This window comes from Streptomyces sp. NPDC006326 (genome assembly GCF_040612915.1).
Lineage (GTDB): Bacteria > Actinomycetota > Actinomycetes > Streptomycetales > Streptomycetaceae > Streptomyces.
This window is the reverse complement of sequence record NZ_JBEXRC010000002.1, coordinates 102,390-118,694: the sequence shown is the minus strand read 5'-3', so window position 1 is coordinate 118,694 and position 16,305 is coordinate 102,390. Positions and strand designations below refer to the sequence as shown.

The window sequence follows — 16,305 nt, the reverse complement described above, 5'->3', positions numbered from 1 at the left end:
GCGTGAAGGCCGGCGACGCACTGCCGCCGCTGGAGATCCCGATCACCCGCACGCTGATCGTCGCGGGCGCCATCGCCTCCCGCGACTACCAGGACGTGCACCACGACGCCGTCCTCGCCCAGGAGAAGGGCTCCCCGGACATCTTCATGAACATTCTGACCACCAACGGCCTGGTGGGCCGCTACATCACCGACCATTTCGGCCGGGACGCCGTCCTGCGCAAGGTGGCCATCCGCCTCGGCGCCCCCAACTACCCGGGGGACACCATGACCCTCACCGGCACCGTCGTCGCCCTCGACGGGGACACCGCCGAGATCCGGGTCGTCGGCACGAACCGCCTCGGCCACCACGTCACCGGCACCGTCAGCGTCACCCTCGGACCGGCGGGAGGCGCGGCATGAGCATCCGTACCCGGGACGGGCTGGGCGGGCGGGCCGCCATCGCCGGCATCGGCGCGACCGAGTTCTCCAAGGATTCCGGCCGCAGTGAGCTCCGGCTCGCCGTCGAGGCCGTGCACGCCGCCCTCGACGACGCCGGACTCGGCCCTGCCGACGTCGACGGCATGGTCACCTTCACCATGGACACCAGCCCCGAGATCACCGTGGCCCAGGCCGCGGGCATCGGGGAGCTCTCCTTCTTCTCCCGTGTCCACTACGGCGGCGGCGCGGCCTGCGCCACCGTCCAGCAGGCCGCTCTCGCCGTCGCCACCGGGGTCGCGGAGGTGGTGGTCTGCTACCGGGCCTTCAACGAACGCTCCGGCCGCCGCTTCGGCTCCGGCGTGCAGCAGCGCGAGCCTTCGGCGGAGGGCGCGGCGCTCGGCTGGTCACTGCCCTGGGGGCTGCTCACCCCGGCTTCCTGGGTGGCCATGGCCGCCCAGCGCTATCTGCACGCCTACGGCCTGACCCCGGAGGCCTTCGGCCATGTCGCCGTCACCGACCGCCGGCACGCCGCGAACAACCCCGCCGCCTACTTCCACGGCAAGCCCATCACGCTCGCCGACCACGCCGCCTCGCGCTGGATCGTCGAGCCGCTGCGGCTGCTGGACTGCTGCCAGGAAACGGACGGCGGTCAGGCGATCGTCGTCACGAGCCCCGAGCGGGCCCGTGACCTCCGGCAGACGCCCGCCCTGATCACCGCTGCCGCACAGGGCGCCGGCCGCCGTCAGGAGGCCATGACCTCCTTCTACCGCGACGACCTCACCGGACTGCCGGAGATGGACGTGGTCGCGCGGCAGCTGTGGCGGACCAGTGGACTGCGGCCCTCGGACATCGACGTGGGCATCCTCTACGACCACTTCACCCCGTTCGTCCTGATGCAGCTGGAGGAGTTCGGCTTCTGCAAGCCCGGTGAGGCCGCCGATTTCGTCGCGGCGGACGCGCTGCCGCTCAACACGCACGGCGGGCAGCTCGGAGAGGCGTACCTGCACGGGATGAACGGCATCGCGGAGGCCGTCCGCCAGCTGCGCGGCACCTCGGTCAACCAGGTCAGGGCGGCAGAGCACGTACTCGTCACGGCCGGCACGGGGGTGCCGACCTCCGGGCTGATCCTCGGCGCCGACGGCTGACCGGCAGCCGGGGCCGCTCCCCGGGGGACCGGGCAGCCGACCGACGGCTCACCGCACGCTCCGGCTCCCACGGGACCCCACCTCCTCCACCTTCAGGAGGTGGGGTGCGGCCTTCCCCTACAACCTGAGATGGATCCGCCTTCGGCACCTGCGGCCGATCCCAGGGGGCCGTCGCGCTTCTAGCGTGGAGCCATGACCACGCCTGTGTGCACACTCGCCTCGAATCCGACGACGTACCCGTCGTTCTCGGCGTACGTCCGGACCCGCGGGACGGTCCTGATGCGCACCGCGCGCTCGCTCACCGCCAACCCGTGCGACGCCGAGGACCTGCTCCAGACCGCGCTCGCCAAGACGTACGTCGCCTGGGACCGCATCGAGGACCACCGCGCACTGGACGGTTACGTGCGCCGGGCCCTGGTCAACACCCGCACCTCCCAATGGCGCAAGCGCAAGGTCGACGAGTTCGCCTGCGAGGAGCTGCCCGAGACCGAGGAAGCGCCGGCCACCGATCCCGCGGAGGCACAGGCGCTACGCGACGCGATGTGGCGTGCCGTGACCCGGCTGCCCGACCGGCAGCGGGCCATGGTCGTCCTGCGCTACTACGAGGACCTGAGCGAGGCCCAGACCGCCGAGCTGCTCGGCGTCTCGGTCGGCACGGTCAAGAGCGCCGTCTCCCGGGCCCTGGTCAAGCTCCGCGAGGACCCGGAGCTCACCCCGGTCCGCTGAGGATGTTTCACGTGAAACCCCCAACGTTTCACGTGAAACCCCCAACGTTTCACGTGAAACCCCCGACGTTTCACGTGAAACACCGACGGAACACCGACGGAACACCGCCCATGCACCCGCAGCCGGGTCGCCCTGTGCGCGGTGCACCGTATGCGTGCCTCCGGTCTGTGCATCAGGCCACGCATGGGCCCGAACAGCGAATACTCGCCGCGTTTGTACCTCCGGGTAGTGACATGCCGACCGGTACGTGCGCAGAATCGGCTGCATCCGAAGCCGCCGCAGCGCCGCAGCGCCCACCGGGAGGATGCTTTGCTGAGCACCATGCAGGACGTACCGCTCCTCGTCACCCGCATACTCCGCCACGGGATGACGATCCACGGAAAGTCCCAGGTCACGACCTGGACCGGGGAGGCCGAGCCGCATCGCCGCAGCTTTGCCGAGATCGGTGTCCGCGCCCACCGGCTGGCCAACGCCCTGCGCGATGAGCTCGGCGTCCAGCAGGACGACCGGGTGGCCACCCTGATGTGGAACAACGCCGAGCACGTCGAGGCGTACTTCGCGATTCCCTCCATGGGCGCGGTCCTGCACACGCTCAACCTGCGGCTGCCGCCCGAGCAGCTCGTCTTCATCGTCAACCACGCGGCCGACCGGGTCGTGCTGGTCAACGGAAGCCTGCTGCCGCTGCTCGCGCCGCTGCTGCCGCAGCTGCCCACCATCGAACACGTCGTGGTCGCCGGGATCGGTGACCGCACGGCGCTCGACGGCCTCGACGTGCGCGTCCACGAGTACGAGGAGCTGATCGCGGGCCGCCGCGACACCTACGACTGGCCGGAGCTGGACGAGCGCCAGGCCGCCGCCATGTGCTACACCTCCGGCACCACCGGCGACCCCAAGGGCGTCATCTACTCCCACCGCTCCATCTACCTGCACTCCATGCAGGTCAACATGACCGAGTCGATGGGCCTGACCGACAAGGACACCAGCCTCGTCGTCGTCCCGCAGTTCCACGTGAACGCCTGGGGCCTGCCGCACGCCACCTTCATGACCGGCATCAACATGCTGATGCCCGACCGGTTCCTGCAGCCCGCCCCGCTCGCCGAGATGATCGAACGGGAGAAGCCCTCGCACGCCGCGGCCGTCCCCACCATCTGGCAGGGACTGCTGGCCGAGGTCACCGCCAACCCTCGCGACCTCAGCTCGATGAAGCAGGTCACCATCGGCGGCGCCGCCTGCCCGCCCTCCCTGATGGAGGCCTACGACAAGCTCGGGGTCCGCCTCTGTCACGCCTGGGGCATGACCGAGACCTCCCCGCTGGGCACCATGGCGCACCCCCCGGCCGGTCTGAGCGCCGAGGAGGAGTGGCCGTACCGGGTCACCCAGGGCCGCTTCCCCGCGGGCGTCGAGCCGCGTCTGGTCGGGCCCGCGGGCGACATCCTGCCCTGGGACGGCGAGTCGGCCGGTGAACTGGAGGTCCGCGGCACCTGGATCGCGGGCGCCTACTACGGGGGCGCCTCCGGCGAACCCCTGCGTCCCACCGACAAGTTCAGCGCGGACGGCTGGCTCAAGACCGGCGACGTCGGCGTGATCAGCCCGGACGGCTACCTCACCCTGACCGACCGCGCCAAGGACGTCATCAAGTCCGGCGGAGAGTGGATCTCCAGCGTGGAGCTGGAGAACGCCCTGATGGCGCACCCCGAGGTGGCCGAGGCCGCGGTCGTCGCCGTGCCCGACGAGAAGTGGGGCGAGCGCCCGCTGGCCGCCGTGGTCCTCAAGAACGGTGCGAGCGTGGACTACGCGGGGCTGCGCGTCTTCCTCGCCCAGTCCATCGCCAAATGGCAGCTGCCGGAACGCTGGACGTTCATCGAGGCCGTACCGAAGACCAGCGTCGGCAAGTTCGACAAGAAGGTGATCCGCAAGCAGTACGCGGAGGGCGCGCTGGCCGTCACGAAGCTCGACTGACGCACCCGGGCACCCATCCGGTCACGCGCCCGGGCGCCCCTCCGGTCACGTCGCCCGCGCGACGCGCCCGGGTGCTCCGCCGGAAGGCTCAGCCCCGCGTGAGCCATGGCCGCAGCAGCTTGCTGACTGCGGGCATGGCCACGTAGGTCATCAGGGTGCTGAAGACCACCGCGAAGGCGGCCGTGCGCAGCACGAAGGGCAGATCCACCAGGACCGGCCCGAGCAGCGCGTTGCCGACGAGCGAGATAGGGAAGATCGCGAGCCCGGAGCTGATCGCCATCTTCCACCGCGGCGGCGCGGGCCGGGTCGTACCCGGCTTGGCGAACCAGGTCTCCATGCCGTGCAGTTCACGCCGGGCTATCTCGGTGTGGTGGTGGCCCTCGCAGTTCGCGAAGAAGGCCGCCCGCTCGGCGGACGCCTGCCAGCGCTCCAGGGCCGCCTGATCACGGAAGCGGTGGACGAGGAACCAGGGCGCGCCCTCGGCCGCCGGGCGGAACAGCCCGTATCCCAGATGGTCCGGGAAGGACGCCGCGGTCTCCAGGATCCCCCGCGCCCAGTCTTCGAACGCCTCCTCGTAACCGGGCTCCACCTGGCGGGCGATGAGCAGGCTCACCTCCCCGTTGTCGGCGGGGACGGTGTGCTCGGAGGTGTCGGTGAGGGCCATCGGGCCAGGATGACTAGTTGGTGCCGATCTTGGCCAGCAGGTCCACGATGCGGCCCTGTACGTCCGCCGTGGTGGCCCGCTCCGCGAGGAAGAGCACGCTCTCCCCCGACGCCAGGCGCGGCAGGTGCGACTCCTCGATGCCGGCGGTCGTGTAGACGACCAGCGGCGTGCGGTTCAGCTGCCCGTTGGCACGGAGCCAGTCCACGATCCCGGCGCGTCGACGGCGCACCTGCATCAGGTCCATGACCACCAGGTTGGGCCTCACCTGCGTCGCCAGTTCCACCGCGTCGGTGTCGGCGCCCGCCCGCGCGACCTGAAGGCCGCGGCGTTCCAGAGCCGCCGTGAGCGCAGTCGCGATCTCGTCGTGCTCCTCGATCAGCAGCACCCGCGAAGGATGCTGCTCGCTGTCGCGCGGCGCGAGCGCCTTGAGCAGGACGGCGGGGTCCGCCCCGTACGCCGCTTCGCGCGTGGCGTGGCCGAGCCCGGCCGTGACCAGGACGGGCACCTCGGCGGCCACCGCGGCCTGCCGCAGGGACTGGAGGGCGGTACGGGTGATCGGGCCGGTCAGCGGGTCCACGAACAGCGCGGCCGGGAACGCGGCGATCTGCGCGTCCACCTCCTCGCGCGAGTGCACGATCACCGGCCGGTAGCCGCGGTCGCTGAGCGCCTGCTGGGTCTGTGCGTCCGGGGCGGGCCACACCAGGAGCCGGCGCGGGTTGTCCAGCGGCTCCGGGGGCAGTTCGTCGTCCACGGGCTGCGGCACGGGCCGGTTGACCACCTCGACGGCGCCTCCGGGTCCGTCCAGCGGCTCGGGGCCCTCGGCGGCGCCCGCCTCCGGGGCTCCTATCGCGAAGGCCCGGCCCTGAGGTGCGGGCTCGGCGAGGCGGCGTCGGCGTCCGGAGCCGCTCGTGGCACCGGCGCCGCCGGTCGCGTCCACCGAGATGCCCTGGCCGAGGGTGCCGAGGGCGCGCACGCTGATCGGCTGCGCGGCATCGGCGGGGGCGTCCTGGGGCCGACGTGCCCCCGGCACCGCGAGGGGACCGGCGGCCTCGTTCTCCGGTGCGGGGCGGGCGCCGGGAACGGGCCACGCAGGGGTGGCGGGCAGCGCACGCCGCCGCCCGGTCGGCTGTACGGGTTCCTCCGCGGCCGCGGCCGCGGCCGCGGACGGCTGCGCGGCGCCGGCCTCGGGCGCGGCACCGGGCGCACCCAGCACCCGCCGCGCGCGCCGCCCGGCCGGAGCCTCGCCCGTCCCCTCGGCCGCGGCTTCGGCCGCGGTTTCGGGATCCGCGGAAGCGGGGACGGCTGCCGGTGCCTGGGCCGGGGTCGGGCCCGCGGGAAGGGCGAAACCGCCCTCGGGGGCGATGGGCCGCGCTGGGGCCGGGGTGGGGCCGAGCCCGGTCGCGGGCACGGGACCGCCCGGCTGGGGCGCCGCCACCGGGCCGAGGGCGCGACGCCGCGCGGCGGGATGCCCGGTCAGCGGAAGGGGCGGCACGGAGGGGATCCCGGGCACGCCCGGCGCCCCGGCCACCGGAGCCCCGCTCGGTACCGGGGTCGGCTGCGGGCCCACCGGCACCGGCGGCAGCGCGGGCATGCCGCCGGCCGGCGCCGCTACGGGCCGGGCGGAGCCTTCCGCCCCGGCCTCTGCGCTGCCGTCGCCGGCCCGGCCACGGCGGCGTCCGGTCCCCAGACCCGCCGGGTTCACCGGGGACTGGGCCAGCTCCGGCCCGGCCCCGGGCGTACCGGCGGCGCCGTCGGCACCCGGCGCCTCGCCCGCACGCCGCCGGCCCGACGGCAGCGCCAGCGCGGTTCCGCCCTCGGCCCCGCCGGGCGCCTGCGCCTCCTCGGCCGCGTCCTCCAGGAACGCGTCCACGCCGCGCCGGGCCCGCCGCCGCGCGGGCGGCGACGGCTCCTTGGCGGCCTCCGGTTCCGGCTCCGGCTCCGGATCGGGCAGGGTCACCGTCCCGGCTCCCGAACCCAGCGGCAGCTCCAGCACGTACGCCCCGCCGGGAGCCCCCGGAACCTCCACGGTCTGCAGGACGCCTCCGTGCTCGGTCACGATGCCCCGCACGATCGGCTCGTGCACCGGGTTCCCGCCCTCGTACGGCCCGCGCACCTCGATCCGTACGACCTCCCCGCGCTGAGCGGCGGCGACCACGATCGTCGAGTCGCCGTACCCACTGCCCTGGGGGGTCTTGCCGGTGGCGTCCACCCCGGCGACGTCCGCGACCAGGTGCGCCAGTGCGGTCGCGATCCGCTCCGCGTCGACCTCGGCCTCGATGGTCGGGGCGTGGACGGCGAACTGGACGCGGCCCGGGCCGATCAGCTCGACCGCTCCCTCGACCCCGGCCGCGACGACCCCGTTGATCAGGACGTTCTTCTTCTTGAGCTTCTCGCTGCCGGCGTCGAGCCGCTGGAAGCCGAGCACGTTGTCCACCAGCGTGGTCATCCGGGAGTACCCGGCGGCCAGGTGGTGGAGCAGCTGGTTGGCCTCCGGCCAGAGCTGTCCCGCGTCGTCCGCGGCGAGCGTGGCCAGCTCACCGCGCAGCTCCTCCAGCGGCCCGCGCAGGGACTCGCCGAGGACCGCCAGCAGCTGCGCGTGCCGCGCGGCCAGCGCGTCGTAGGGCCGCCGGTCGGTGAAGGTCATCACGGCGCCGACGAGCAGTTCGCCGTCCCGTACGGGGGAGGTGGTCAGGTCGACGGCGACCGGCTGCCCGGCCTTGTTCCACAGCACCTGCCCGCGCACCCGGTGCTTGCGCCCGCTGCGCAGGGTGTCGGCGAGCGGGGACTCCTCGAAGGGGAACGGCGAGCCGTCGGCCCGGGAGTGCTGGACGAGCCCGTGCAGCTCCCGGTTGCCGAGGTCGGTGGCGCGGTAGCCGAGGATCTGCGCGGCGGCCGGGTTGACGAGGACGACCCGGCCCTCGGTGTCCGTGCCGACGACGCCCTCGGCGGCGGCCCGCAGGATCATCTCGGTCTGCCGCTGCGAGCGCGCGAGCTCGGCCTCGGTGTCCACGGTCTCGGAGAGATCGCGGACGACGAGCATCAGCAGCTCGTCACCGGTGTACGGCTGCGGTTCGCGGTAGGCGTCGCGGCCGTCGAGGTGGGCGGCGGTGACCTCGACGGGGAACTCGGAGCCGTCGGTGCGGCGCGCGATCATCCGCTTGGGCTTGGCGCGGCCGCCCTCGTCCTCGCCGGGCCGGCGCATGGAGCCGGGGATCAGCTTGGAGTCGAAGTCGGGAAGGAGGTCCAGTACGCCGCGTCCGACGAGGGCGGTGCCGGGGCTCTCCATCACCTCAAGGGCGATCGAATTGGCGTTGACCACCGTGCCGTTGGCGTTGACGAGCACCAGCGCGTCCGGGAGTGCGTCGAGTATTGCTGCGAGGCGAGCAGCGCCTCGGGATGGCCTGCTGCTCACGACGAGCTTCCTCCCTGACCACGACTACCGGCATGTCACGGGAGGAGTCTAAGGGCACGGCCCCGGCCCGAGGTGGCCGATGGCGCGCTGATCCCGCGCGTCCCCTGCATCCTCCCAGGTCAGGAGCGCTTACCCGGAAGCACAGGTTCCAACTCGTTCCAACGTGCGATCTCGCACCCGTTCGTCCGCTGGAACACGGCGTCCACCCTGCGGCCTTGCCACGTTCCGGTGATGCGCGCGGTGGCCGGCCCGCCGTCCTGCATGGTGCACATCTGCCGCTTGTCGGCCGGGGCGAAGGGGTCCTTGCCCTCCTTCGCGAGCTGGTCGAGGCGGGCGCAGGCTCCTTCGGCCTCGGGGTGGTTCCCGCCGACGGGATCGCACTCAAGCCGGTACTCGCCGTCGGCCAGGGGGTTGCCGGTGCCGGAGACGGCGATGACCAGCCGGTCGGGTGTCGCCAGCAGGCGGCCCAGCGGCAGCGGGGGAAGCGGCCCCGCGGCCGTGGCGGCCAGGGCGGAGGTGACGGCGAAGGCGGCGAGACGCAGCATGGGGGCACTCCAGGTCGTCCGTACGTCGTACGCCTGCCCAACGACGCGGCGGGTGCCGACGTTGCGTACGGCCCGCCGGGGTGCCGGGGGCGTGGGGGCGCACCGGAGTGCAGGCAACGTGCTCCGCGCGTGCTTAAGGCTTTGCTCCGGGGCCAGCTGTCCTAGTACCGTGGGAGCGGATTGGTGACCGGCCCTGCGACTGTGTCATCATCTGCACGCACCCTCGTACGCGGGGGTGTGCTGGAGGCGTCGCCTAGTCCGGTCTATGGCGCCGCACTGCTAATGCGGTTTGGGGCTTACCCCCCCATCGAGGGTTCAAATCCCTCCGCCTCCGCACCTCACCGAAGCCCCGGTCCCCACGGACCGGGGCTTCGGTGCATTCCGGCCAGTGCCTTCCGCCCCAACACCTGCCCGACGCCCGTGCGAACCGGGCCGGATGATCTCGCTTGGGAGCGTTTTCGCAGGTCAGGGCCGGTTTGGATAACGGATTTCGCGTCCCGCCGAGGTCCATGTATTGTTGTTCTCGCAAGGCCAACGGGGCGAAAAACCCCGAGAAGCCCAAGCACTCGTAGCTTAACGGATAGAGCATCTGACTACGGATCAGAAGGTTGCAGGTTCGAATCCTGCCGAGTGCACAGCCGAAGAGGCCCCCCGGTTCGCCGGGGGGCCTCTTGCGTTGCCGGGGGGCCCGTCCTCCTCTGTGAGGAGGGGGACCCCGGACGGGGTTCGGGGTGGGGGTCCGTCCGGTGGGGGACGATCTCGGGCGGGGGCGTGGGTACCGTGCGGGGAGATCCGTCGAAACCGCAGGGGGGACTCTCATGGGACTGTTCGGCAACGCGCACACCGTCGATCCGGTGTCGGCGCAGCGCGACTACGCGCGGCTGCTCGGGCACGGGGAGCAGGTGCATGCCGCGTTCCTGCTGATACGGGACACCATCCTGTTCACCGACCGGCGGCTGGTGCTGGTCGACAAGCAGGGGCTCACCGGGAAGAAGGTGGAGTACCACTCCATCCCGTACCGGAGCATCACGCACTTCTCGGTCGAGACCGCCGGCCACTTCGACCTCGACGCCGAGCTGAAGATCTGGCTCTCCGGCAGCGCGGCCCCGATCGAGAAGACGTTCACCAAGGGCGTGGACATCTACGAGGTGCAGGCGATCCTCACCCAGTTCGTCGCCCGGTAGCCCCCGGGTCCGGTGGGCCGGGGGCTACCGCGAGGGTCCGGTGGCCGCTCACAGGACGCGGGGGAGGCCGGTCACCGAGAGGACCAGGGAGTAGAGCGACGTGGTCGCGGTGATGAAGAGGCGGTTGTTCTTCGGGCCGCCGAAGGCGATGTTCGAGACCGGTTCGGGGACGCGGATGCGGCCGATCAGGGTGCCGTCCGGGGCGTGGCAGTGCACGCCGTTCTCCATCGCCGCCGCCCACAGCCGGCCCTGGTCGTCGAAGCGGATGTTGTCGACGGGGCGGCAGGTCGCGAAGACGCGGTCGCCGGTCAGGGTGCCCTCGTCGGTGACCTTGAAGGCGCGGATGTGGCCGGCCCGGGTGTCCGCGGCGTAGAGCTCGCTCTCGTCCGGGGAGAAGACCAGGCCGTTGGGGCCGAGGAAGCCGTCGGCGACCAGGCGTACCTCGCCGGTCGCCGGGTCGGCCCGGTAGAGGTTGCAGGCGCCGATCTCGCTCTCCGCGCGGTGGCCCTCGTAGTCGCTGGTGATGCCGAAGTCCGGGTCGGAGAACCAGATCGAGCCGTCCGAGCGGACCACCGCGTCGTTCGGGCTGTTGAGGCGCTTGCCCTCGAAGCGGTCGGCGATCACGGTGAGGGTGCCGTCCGGTTCGGTGCGGGTCACGCGCCGGTTGCCCTGCTCGCAGGTGATCAGGCGGCCCTCGCGGTCCAGGGTGTTGCCGTTGGGGTGGCCGGCCGGGGTGCGGAAGACGGAGACCGCGCCGGTCGCCTCGTCCCAGCGCAGCATGCGGTCGTTGGGGATGTCGCTCCAGACCAGCTGCCGCCAGGCCGGCAGGTACAGCGGGCCCTCCGCCCAGCGGCAGTCGTCGTGCAGCCGCTCCAGGCGCGCGTCGCCGTTGGCGCAGCGGCCGGTGCGGAAGCGCTCGTCCAGGATCTCGTACAGGTTGAGATCGGCAATGGATGACATGCTTCCCCCTGGGGTATGGAACGCCGAATGGTGTTCGGCTCAGGGGTGAGATTGCAGGATCATGTACCGTCTGCGCAAGGGATTCCATGGACATCGGGTTGGGAAGGGAAGATCGCGTGGACGACATCGACCGGGCGCTCGTCCTGCGTCTGCAGCAGGACGCGGGCCAGTCGTACGCCGCCCTCGGCGCCGCCGTCGGACTCTCGGCCGGAGCCACGCACGAGCGCGTACGCAAGCTGCGCGAACGGGGGGTCATCCGCCGCACGACGATCGACGTGGATCCCGCGGCCGTCGGGAGCGGGGTGCTCGCCTACGTGATGGTCGACTCCAACGCCTGGATGGGGGACTCCCGCCCCGCGTTCGAGGCCATCGCCGAGATCCAGGAGGCGCACATCATCGCGGGCAGTGCGTCCGTCCTGGTCAAGGTGCGTACGGCCTCCACCGAGCAGCTCCAGGACGTGCTGCGGCGCCTCTACGCCATCGAAGGGGTCAGCGGTACGCACGCCACCGTCGTCCTGGAGACCTTCTTCGAGCGGGCCCTGCCGCTGTGACCTGGTGGTGCACCGGGATCCGGTGGAACGACGGGCGGCCCGCCGTCGGGTGGTACGCCGAGGGGCGCGGCGAGCGCACCAGCCCGCTCGTCTACGGACAGCGCCCGGCGTTCGCGGCGCGCGGGGAGCGGCGCTGCCTGGGGGTGCGCCGGGCCGGGAAGCGGACCCCGTGTCCCACCACCGCGACCGTGCCCGCCCGGGCGGGGAACGCCCAGTGCCCCGAATGCGCCCGCCTGGACCGGTCGTTCTCGGTGGCTGCCGACACCAACGCCGCCGATCCGCGTCCGTACCGGGTCTACCTGGCCTGGTTCGGGCCGGGCATGGTCAAAGTCGGCATCACCGTCGAGGAGCGCGGCCCGGTGAGGCTGCTGGAGCAGGGGGCGGTGACCTGGGCCTGGCTGGGTCGGGGGCCGCTGATGGCCGCCCGCCGCACCGAGGAACTGCTGCGGGCCGCCCTCGGGGTGCCGGACCGGATCGCGTACGCCCGCAAGCGCGCCGTACGAGGGCACCTGCCGGCCGTCGAGGAGCGGGCCCGGGAGGTCGCCGAGCTGCATGCCAGGGCCGGCGCGCTGGAGGGATGGCCGGAGTCGCTGGACCGCCTCGGCTGCGAAGTCGCCGACAACGCGGGCGCCTTCGGGCTGGCGGGTCCCGCCGGACTGCCCGCCCCGACGACGGTGGTCACCGCGATGGCGCCCGGCGGGACCGTCGTCGGCCGCCTCGTCGCCGCGGCGGGCCCCGATCTGCACTTCGCGGACGGGCTCGTGGTCGACACCCGCCTGCTGGCCGGATGGGAACTCGTCGCCCCCGGTGCCGATGCCGTCGAGGGCGCGGCCGGGGTGCCGGTCGCCGGGATCCCGCTCATGCCCCCCGGGGACCGCGGCGACGGCGGCGGGCAGGACGGTCTCTTCTGACCGACGCCGCGACCACGGCCCTGGTCGGCGGGTCAAAACTTGGATCCCTTTGGCCTCCCGGGCCTGTTAGCTGTGGACAGGCCGGGGGGTCGGCGCCGAGGGTGGTGGCCATGACCATCCAGCCCGTACCGGCTTTCGAACCGCCTTATGTGATGGCGGTGTTCAGCAACGTCCGCACACCCGACGACACCGGGTACCCGGAGACCCTCGCCCGGATGAACGAGATCGTCCGGGGCAATCCCGGCTTCCTGGGCTACGAGTCCGCCCGGACCCCCGGCGGCCTCGGCATCACGGTCGCCTACTTCCGCGACCACGAGTCCCTGGCTCTGTGGCGGCAGGACCTGGAGCACCAGGCGGCCATGAAGCAGGGCCGCGCCGACTGGTACGAGAGCTACACCCTGCACGTCGCCACCGTCGAGCGGAGTCACGGCTTTGCCCGCAACGACTGAGGCGGTCCGCGCCTTCCGGGAGCGGCTCGGGCTGCCCGGACTCGTCGATGTCCACACGCACTTCATGCCCGCGCGGGTCCTGGAGAAGGTGTGGGACTACTTCGACGCGGTCGGCCCGCTGACCGGCGTCGCCTGGCCGATCACCTACCGGCACGAAGAGGAGCAGCGGGTCGCGCTGCTGCGCGCGTTCGGGGTCCGCGCCTTCACCTCCATGCTCTACCCGCACAAGCCGGAGATGGCCGCCTGGCTCAACTCCTGGTCCGCGGACTTCGCCGCCCGCACGCCCGACTGCCTGCACACCGCGACCTTCTTCCCCGAGGAGCAGGCGGCCGCGTACGTCCGCCAGGCCGTCGAGGCGGGCGCCCGGGTCTTCAAGGCGCACCTCCAGGTCGGCGGTTACGACCCGAACGACGAGCGGCTCGAACCCGTCTGGGGCCTGCTCGCCGAGGCCCGGATCCCGACCGTGATCCACTGCGGTTCGGGTCCCGTCCCCGGCAAGTACACCGGGCCCGAGCCGATCGCCCGGCTGCTCGCCCGCCACCCGCGGCTGCCGCTGATCGTCGCGCACATGGGCATGCCGGAGTACGCCGACTTCCTGGACCTGGCCGACCGCCACCCCGAGGTGCGGCTGGACACCACCATGGCCTTCACCGACTTCTCCGAGCAGTTCAGCGGGTTCCCGCCGGGGGACCTCGGACGGCTGGCGGACCTCGGCGACCGGATCCTCCTCGGCACCGACTTCCCGAACATCCCCTACCCCTACGAACACCAGCTCCTCGCCCTCGAACGGCTCGGCCTCGGCGACGACTGGCTGCGCGCGGTCTGCCACGACAACGGAGCCCGCCTGTTCGGACTGGGACCCACCCCCTGAGGGGCGTTTCTCAGGAAATTCACAGGGAGGGACAAGAACGCTCTCAGAGGCGGCGGCCAGCGTGGTCGTATGACAGCGACGACCACCTCCCACGCGTCCACGTCCGCCGGCACGCCCACCGCCCTCGTACGTCCCGACGGCTCCCCGTGCCGGGTGCTCGTCGTCGACGACGAGGCCTCGCTCTCCGAGCTGCTGTCCATGGCCCTGCGCTACGAGGGCTGCGAGGTCCGCAGCGCGGGGGACGGGGCCGGCGCGGTACGGACCGCACGGGACTTCCGGCCGGACGTCGTGGTGCTCGACATCATGCTCCCCGACATGGACGGGCTGGCCGTGCTCGGCCGGCTGCGCCGGGAGCTCCCGCAGGTCCCGGTGCTGTTCCTGACCGCCAAGGACTCCGTCGAGGACCGGATCGCCGGTCTCACGGCGGGCGGCGACGACTACGTCACCAAGCCGTTCAGCCTGGAGGAGGTCGTGGCCCGGCTGCGCGGACTGGTCCGCCGCTCGGGTGCGGCGCAGGCCGCGCGCGGCGGCTCCGTACTGGCCGTGGGTGACCTGCGGCTCGACGAGGACAGCCACGAGGTGTCCCGGGGCGGTCAGGAGATCCACCTGACCGCCACCGAGTTCGAGCTGCTGCGCTACCTGATGCGCAACCCGCGGCGCGTGCTGAGCAAGGCCCAGATCCTGGACCGGGTGTGGTCCTACGACTTCGGCGGCCAGGCCAATGTCGTCGAGCTGTACATCTCCTACCTGCGGCGGAAGCTGGAGAGCGGTCCGGGCCTGCCCCCGATGATCCACACCCGGCGAGGCGCCGGATACCTGATCAAGCCGGCCGAGTAGTGCCCGTGCGACTGCCCCGCCCCGCATTCGGGGGTGCCCGCCCGCTGCGCACGCCGCGGTCCTGGTCCCTGCGGGCCCGGCTCGTGGTCTCGGCGGTGGCCTTGATCGCGGTCGTGGGCGCGGCCATCGGGGCCGTCACCACCCTCGCGCTGCGCTCCTACCTCGTCGACAAGCTCGACGAGCAGCTGCGCGTCTCCGTCGAGATGGCGACCCACGGCGCCGGAGCGGCGAAGGCCGCCCGCGACAAGGACGCCTTCATCCTGGGTCCCGGCAGCCCGCTCGGCACCGCCGGGATCCGGCTCGACGCCAACGGCCGGGCCGTCGGTACCGGCGGCCGCAGCGCAGCCGTCGGCGGCCCCGGGTACGAGCCCCGCCGGCCCCTCACCGCGGTCCAGGCGGCCGCCTTCGAGCGGGCCGCCCGCAAGGCCGCCGGACAGGACCGGCCCGAGGCCGTCGACCTGGACGTGCCGGGGCTCGGTGCCTACCGGGCGCTGACCGCCCCCGACGGCAGCCTGATCCTCGGCTTCCCGCTCGCCGAGGTCGACTCCACCGTGAGCACCCTGATCGCCGTCGAGGTCTTCGTGACCCTGGCCGGTCTGATCGCCGCCTCCCTCGCCGGACAGGCCCTGGTCGGGGTCGCCCTGCGTCCGCTGCGCCGGGTGGCGGCCACCGCCACCCGTGTCTCCGAACTTCCGCTGCACAGCGGCGAACCGGCCCTCCACGAGCGGGTGCCGGACGCCGAGGCCGATCCGCGCACCGAGGTCGGCCAGGTCGGCGCAGCCCTCAACCGGATGCTGGGCCACGTCTCCTCCGCCCTCACCGCCCGCCAGCAGAGCGAGATGCGGGTCCGCCAGTTCGTCGCCGACGCCAGCCACGAGCTGCGCACCCCGCTCGCCTCCATCCGCGGATACGCCGAACTGACCCGCCGGGGCCGGGAGGAGACCGGCCCCGACACCCGGCACGCCCTGGGCCGCATCGAGTCGGAGGCGACCCGGATGACCGGGCTCGTGGAGGACCTGCTGCTGCTGGCCCGGCTCGACGCGGGCCGTCCGCTCTGCTCCACCGACACCGACCTGGCCCCGCTCGTCATCGACGCCGTCAGCGACGCCCGGGCCGCCGGGCCCGAACACCACTGGCGGCTGACCCTCCCCGACGAGCCCGCGCCCGTCCGCGCCGACCCGGCCCGGATCCAGCAGGTCCTGGTCAACCTGCTGGCCAACGCCCGCACACACACCCCGCCCGGCACCACCGTCACGGCCCATGTTTCACGTGAAACATCCGCCGTCCGGCTGCGGATCGAGGACGACGGGCCCGGCATCCCGCCCACCCTGCTCCCCCACGTCTTCGAGCGGTTCGCGCGCGGTGACGCCTCGCGCTCGCGCAACGCGGGCTCCACCGGCCTCGGCCTCGCCATCGTCGAGGCCGTGGTGACCGCGCACGACGGGCGGGTCGACGTACGCAGCGAGCCGGGGCGGACCTGCTTCGAGGTCCTGCTGCCCCTGGCCGCGGACCCGGAGCGCCCCAGGCGGAACCGACCGTCGCACAACGCCCGGATGCCCAATGCGCTGACCCCCCAGACGCAGACCTCCCAGACGCGGAACGCCCAGACGCAGAACTCACAGTCAAGGCACAGGCTCAGCACACAGCGGTGACAGCCCGCCGGGCGAGGGTC

15 protein-coding genes and 2 tRNA genes are annotated in these 16,305 nt (G+C 72.7%); 13 read left to right on the top strand and 4 right to left on the bottom strand.

Annotated elements, in window-relative coordinates; genetic code table 11:
* The first annotated feature begins 2 nt into the window (after nucleotides 1–2).
* From ABZ128_RS02240 to ABZ128_RS02225, 4 genes are all read left to right on the top strand, one after another.
* Nucleotides 3–401, top strand: a complete 399-nt coding sequence (locus ABZ128_RS02240) for a MaoC family dehydratase (protein WP_356845710.1) — start codon at nucleotides 3–5, stop codon at nucleotides 399–401.
* Nucleotides 398–1,564 (top strand): lipid-transfer protein, encoded by a 1,167-nt coding sequence (locus ABZ128_RS02235; protein ID WP_356845560.1) that lies wholly within the window; start codon nucleotides 398–400, stop codon nucleotides 1,562–1,564. The genes ABZ128_RS02240 and ABZ128_RS02235 overlap by 4 nt, the downstream gene beginning before the upstream one ends.
* Before the next feature lie 192 nt (nucleotides 1,565–1,756).
* Nucleotides 1,757–2,290, top strand: a complete 534-nt coding sequence (locus tag ABZ128_RS02230; RefSeq protein ID WP_356845559.1) for a SigE family RNA polymerase sigma factor — start codon at nucleotides 1,757–1,759, stop codon at nucleotides 2,288–2,290.
* A gap of 309 nt (nucleotides 2,291–2,599) precedes the next feature.
* Nucleotides 2,600–4,249 (top strand): long-chain fatty acid--CoA ligase, encoded by a 1,650-nt coding sequence (locus tag ABZ128_RS02225; protein ID WP_356845558.1) that lies wholly within the window; start codon nucleotides 2,600–2,602, stop codon nucleotides 4,247–4,249.
* Nucleotides 4,250–4,337: 88 nt separating this feature from the next.
* Here the strand turns inward: ABZ128_RS02225 and ABZ128_RS02220 are convergent, their stop codons facing one another.
* The 3 genes from ABZ128_RS02220 to ABZ128_RS02210 form a co-directional block, all read right to left on the bottom strand.
* Complete coding sequence (locus ABZ128_RS02220; protein ID WP_356845557.1) at nucleotides 4,338–4,913, bottom strand: antibiotic biosynthesis monooxygenase; 576 nt, start codon at nucleotides 4,911–4,913, stop codon at nucleotides 4,338–4,340.
* A 13-nt stretch (nucleotides 4,914–4,926) separates the two neighbouring features.
* Nucleotides 4,927–8,325 carry a PAS domain-containing protein gene (locus ABZ128_RS02215; protein ID WP_356845556.1) on the bottom strand — a complete coding sequence of 1,133 codons (3,399 nt, stop codon included), beginning with the start codon at nucleotides 8,323–8,325 and terminating at the stop codon, nucleotides 4,927–4,929.
* A gap of 119 nt (nucleotides 8,326–8,444) precedes the next feature.
* The gene (locus ABZ128_RS02210; protein ID WP_356845555.1) at nucleotides 8,445–8,870 is read right to left on the bottom strand and encodes an SSI family serine proteinase inhibitor; all 426 of its coding nucleotides are present in this window, start codon (nucleotides 8,868–8,870) and stop codon (nucleotides 8,445–8,447) included.
* Between the two features lie 242 nt (nucleotides 8,871–9,112).
* On the opposite strand from ABZ128_RS02210, the gene ABZ128_RS02205 reads away from it, so the two are divergent.
* The 3 genes from ABZ128_RS02205 (at nucleotide 9,113) to ABZ128_RS02195 (ending at nucleotide 10,054) form a co-directional block, all read left to right on the top strand.
* Nucleotides 9,113–9,204: transfer RNA gene (locus ABZ128_RS02205), tRNA-Ser, on the top strand.
* Between the two features lie 228 nt (nucleotides 9,205–9,432).
* Nucleotides 9,433–9,505, top strand: a tRNA-Arg gene (locus ABZ128_RS02200).
* Nucleotides 9,506–9,688: 183 nt separating this feature from the next.
* Entirely contained in the window at nucleotides 9,689–10,054 is a 366-nt protein-coding gene (locus ABZ128_RS02195) for a PH domain-containing protein (protein ID WP_356845554.1), read from the top strand.
* A 48-nt stretch (nucleotides 10,055–10,102) separates the two neighbouring features.
* Here the strand turns inward: ABZ128_RS02195 and ABZ128_RS02190 are convergent, their stop codons facing one another.
* Nucleotides 10,103–11,014, bottom strand: a complete 912-nt coding sequence (locus ABZ128_RS02190) for an SMP-30/gluconolactonase/LRE family protein (RefSeq protein ID WP_356845553.1) — start codon at nucleotides 11,012–11,014, stop codon at nucleotides 10,103–10,105.
* A gap of 116 nt (nucleotides 11,015–11,130) precedes the next feature.
* Here ABZ128_RS02190 and ABZ128_RS02185 point away from each other — a divergent pair, with 116 nt between their 5' ends.
* The 6 genes from ABZ128_RS02185 (at nucleotide 11,131) to ABZ128_RS02160 (ending at nucleotide 16,285) form a co-directional block, all read left to right on the top strand.
* Nucleotides 11,131–11,565, top strand: a complete 435-nt coding sequence (locus ABZ128_RS02185; RefSeq protein WP_356845552.1) for an Lrp/AsnC family transcriptional regulator — start codon at nucleotides 11,131–11,133, stop codon at nucleotides 11,563–11,565.
* Nucleotides 11,562–12,476, top strand: coding sequence for a DUF2797 domain-containing protein (locus ABZ128_RS02180; protein WP_356845551.1), 915 nt, complete (start codon nucleotides 11,562–11,564; stop codon nucleotides 12,474–12,476). The genes ABZ128_RS02185 and ABZ128_RS02180 overlap by 4 nt, the downstream gene beginning before the upstream one ends.
* Nucleotides 12,477–12,586: 110 nt before the next feature.
* A complete protein-coding gene (locus tag ABZ128_RS02175) occupies nucleotides 12,587–12,925 on the top strand; it encodes an antibiotic biosynthesis monooxygenase (protein WP_356845550.1) in 339 nt (112 codons plus the stop codon).
* On the top strand, nucleotides 12,909–13,796 hold the full coding sequence (locus ABZ128_RS02170) for an amidohydrolase family protein (protein WP_356845549.1): 888 nt from the start codon (nucleotides 12,909–12,911) through the stop codon (nucleotides 13,794–13,796). Before ABZ128_RS02175 ends, ABZ128_RS02170 begins: the two co-directional genes overlap by 17 nt.
* A gap of 69 nt (nucleotides 13,797–13,865) precedes the next feature.
* Complete coding sequence (locus ABZ128_RS02165) at nucleotides 13,866–14,633, top strand: response regulator transcription factor (protein WP_356845548.1); 768 nt, start codon at nucleotides 13,866–13,868, stop codon at nucleotides 14,631–14,633.
* Between the two features lie 5 nt (nucleotides 14,634–14,638).
* Nucleotides 14,639–16,285 (top strand): HAMP domain-containing sensor histidine kinase, encoded by a 1,647-nt coding sequence (locus ABZ128_RS02160; RefSeq protein WP_356845547.1) that lies wholly within the window; start codon nucleotides 14,639–14,641, stop codon nucleotides 16,283–16,285.
* The last annotated feature ends 20 nt before the right edge of the window (nucleotides 16,286–16,305 follow it).

Excerpts from the sequence above, each read along its gene's own strand:
- ABZ128_RS02235 (WP_356845560.1), top strand. The coding sequence starts at position 398 with ATGAGCATCCGTACCCGGGACGGGCTGGGCGGGCGGGCCGCCATCGCC.
- ABZ128_RS02230 (WP_356845559.1), top strand. The coding sequence starts at position 1,757 with ATGACCACGCCTGTGTGCACACTCGCCTCGAATCCGACGACGTACCCG.
- ABZ128_RS02220 (WP_356845557.1), bottom strand. The coding sequence starts at position 4,913 with ATGGCCCTCACCGACACCTCCGAGCACACCGTCCCCGCCGACAACGGG.
- ABZ128_RS02210 (WP_356845555.1), bottom strand. The coding sequence starts at position 8,870 with ATGCTGCGTCTCGCCGCCTTCGCCGTCACCTCCGCCCTGGCCGCCACG.
- ABZ128_RS02195 (WP_356845554.1), top strand. The coding sequence starts at position 9,689 with ATGGGACTGTTCGGCAACGCGCACACCGTCGATCCGGTGTCGGCGCAG.
- ABZ128_RS02190 (WP_356845553.1), bottom strand. The coding sequence starts at position 11,014 with ATGTCATCCATTGCCGATCTCAACCTGTACGAGATCCTGGACGAGCGC.
- ABZ128_RS02175 (WP_356845550.1), top strand. The coding sequence starts at position 12,587 with ATGACCATCCAGCCCGTACCGGCTTTCGAACCGCCTTATGTGATGGCG.
- ABZ128_RS02165 (WP_356845548.1), top strand. The coding sequence starts at position 13,866 with ATGACAGCGACGACCACCTCCCACGCGTCCACGTCCGCCGGCACGCCC.